The organism is Streptomyces sp. NPDC111744, from assembly GCF_055634995.1.
In genome coordinates this window covers 1-3088 of the sequence record NZ_JBVKCG010000065.1, presented here as the reverse complement: position 1 = coordinate 3088, position 3088 = coordinate 1, and the positions used below count along the sequence as shown (strand labels likewise).

The window sequence follows — 3088 nt, the reverse complement described above, 5'->3', positions numbered from 1 at the left end:
TCGTACGAATGACACGACTTCGGCGGTACGCTTGAGCCCCGCTACATTGTCGGCGCGGAATCACTAGACCAGTGAGCTATTACGCACTCTTTCAAGGGTGGCTGCTTCTAAGCCAACCTCCTGGTTGTCTGTGCGACTCCACATCCTTTCCCACTTAGCGTACGCTTAGGGGCCTTAGTCGATGCTCTGGGCTGTTTCCCTCTCGACCATGGAGCTTATCCCCCACAGTCTCACTGCCGCGCTCTCACTTACCGGCATTCGGAGTTTGGCTAAGGTCAGTAACCCGGTAGGGCCCATCGCCTATCCAGTGCTCTACCTCCGGCAAGAAACACACGACGCTGCACCTAAATGCATTTCGGGGAGAACCAGCTATCACGGAGTTTGATTGGCCTTTCACCCCTAACCACAGGTCATCCCCCAGGTTTTCAACCCTGGTGGGTTCGGTCCTCCACGAAGTCTTACCTCCGCTTCAACCTGCCCATGGCTAGATCACTCCGCTTCGGGTCTTGAGCGCGCTACTAAACCGCCCTATTCGGACTCGCTTTCGCTACGGCTACCCCACACGGGTTAACCTCGCAACACACCGCAAACTCGCAGGCTCATTCTTCAAAAGGCACGCAGTCACACCACAAGGATGCTCCCACGGCTTGTAGGCACACGGTTTCAGGTACTATTTCACTCCGCTCCCGCGGTACTTTTCACCATTCCCTCACGGTACTATCCGCTATCGGTCACCAGGGAATATTTAGGCTTAGCGGGTGGTCCCGCCAGATTCACACGGGATTTCTCGGGCCCCGTGCTACTTGGGTGTCTCTCAAACGAGCCGTCAATGTTTCAGCTACGGGGGTCTTACCCTCTACGCCGGACCTTTCGCATGTCCTTCGCCTACATCAACGGTTTCTGACTCGTCTCACGGCCGGCAGACCGTGAAAGAGAGATCCCACAACCCCGCATACGCAACCCCTGCCGGGTCTCACACGCATACGGTTTGGCCTCATCCGGTTTCGCTCGCCACTACTCCCGGAATCACGGTTGTTTTCTCTTCCTGAGGGTACTGAGATGTTTCACTTCCCCTCGTTCCCTCCACACTGCCTATGTGTTCAGCAGCGGGTGACAGCCCATGACGACTGCCGGGTTTCCCCATTCGGAAACCCCCGGATCAAAGCCTGGTTGACGACTCCCCGGGGACTATCGCGGCCTCCCACGTCCTTCATCGGTTCCTGGTGCCAAGGCATCCACCGTGCGCCCTTAAAAACTTGGCCACAGATGCTCGCGTCCACTGTGCAGTTCTCAAACAACGACCAGCCACCCATCACCCCGCCCTCACAGGCGAGTTCACTGGGGCCGGCACCTGAAGGAAAATCATTCCCTCAGACACCCAACAGCGTGCCCGACACCCTCGCCTCTTCCCTCACCCGTTCCACGCCGAAGCAGTACTAGGAGGAGAAGCAAACCGAGTGTGCCGAGTAGTCAACGTTCCACCCATGAGCAACCACCGTCGAACATTTGCCGACGTAGTGGCCTCTGGACTGCCGAAACAGCCTAGAAGTGCTCCTTAGAAAGGAGGTGATCCAGCCGCACCTTCCGGTACGGCTACCTTGTTACGACTTCGTCCCAATCGCCAGTCCCACCTTCGACAGCTCCCTCCCACAAGGGGTTGGGCCACCGGCTTCGGGTGTTACCGACTTTCGTGACGTGACGGGCGGTGTGTACAAGGCCCGGGAACGTATTCACCGCAGCAATGCTGATCTGCGATTACTAGCGACTCCGACTTCATGGGGTCGAGTTGCAGACCCCAATCCGAACTGAGACCGGCTTTTTGAGATTCGCTCCACCTCACGGTATCGCAGCTCATTGTACCGGCCATTGTAGCACGTGTGCAGCCCAAGACATAAGGGGCATGATGACTTGACGTCGTCCCCACCTTCCTCCGAGTTGACCCCGGCGGTCTCCCGTGAGTCCCCAGCACCACAAGGGCCTGCTGGCAACACGGGACAAGGGTTGCGCTCGTTGCGGGACTTAACCCAACATCTCACGACACGAGCTGACGACAGCCATGCACCACCTGTACACCGACCACAAGGGGGCGACCATCTCTGGCCGTTTCCGGTGTATGTCAAGCCTTGGTAAGGTTCTTCGCGTTGCGTCGAATTAAGCCACATGCTCCGCCGCTTGTGCGGGCCCCCGTCAATTCCTTTGAGTTTTAGCCTTGCGGCCGTACTCCCCAGGCGGGGAACTTAATGCGTTAGCTGCGGCACCGACGACGTGGAATGTCGCCAACACCTAGTTCCCACCGTTTACGGCGTGGACTACCAGGGTATCTAATCCTGTTCGCTCCCCACGCTTTCGCTCCTCAGCGTCAGTAATGGCCCAGAGATCCGCCTTCGCCACCGGTGTTCCTCCTGATATCTGCGCATTTCACCGCTACACCAGGAATTCCGATCTCCCCTACCACACTCTAGCTAGCCCGTATCGACTGCAGACCCGGGGTTAAGCCCCGGGCTTTCACAATCGACGTGACAAGCCGCCTACGAGCTCTTTACGCCCAATAATTCCGGACAACGCTTGCGCCCTACGTATTACCGCGGCTGCTGGCACGTAGTTAGCCGGCGCTTCTTCTGCAGGTACCGTCACTTTCGCTTCTTCCCTGCTGAAAGAGGTTTACAACCCGAAGGCCGTCATCCCTCACGCGGCGTCGCTGCATCAGGCTTTCGCCCATTGTGCAATATTCCCCACTGCTGCCTCCCGTAGGAGTCTGGGCCGTGTCTCAGTCCCAGTGTGGCCGGTCGCCCTCTCAGGCCGGCTACCCGTCGTCGCCTTGGTGAGCCATTACCTCACCAACAAGCTGATAGGCCGCGGGCCCATCCTGCACCGCCGGAGCTTTACAACCAGAACCATGCGGTCCCGGCTCATATCCGGTATTAGACCCCGTTTCCAGGGCTTGTCCCAGAGTGCAGGGCAGATTGCCCACGTGTTACTCACCCGTTCGCCACTAATCCCCACCGAAGTGGTTCATCGTTCGACTTGCATGTGTTAAGCACGCCGCCAGCGTTCGTCCTGAGCCAGGATCAAACTCTCCGTGAATGTT

The 3088-nt window shown here is 58.1% G+C and carries 2 rRNA genes (1 of these 2 cut by a window edge); both read right to left on the bottom strand.

The features are described from left to right. Positions 1–1262: ribosomal RNA gene (locus ACZ7OO_RS43935) — 23S ribosomal RNA — on the bottom strand; it reaches 1485 nt to the left of the window's first position. 297 nt (positions 1263–1559) lie between these two features. Next, a 16S ribosomal RNA gene (locus tag ACZ7OO_RS43930) occupies positions 1560–3084 on the bottom strand. Together the 16S and 23S rRNA genes form the textbook arrangement of a ribosomal RNA operon. Positions 3085–3088: the final 4 nt, after the last annotated feature.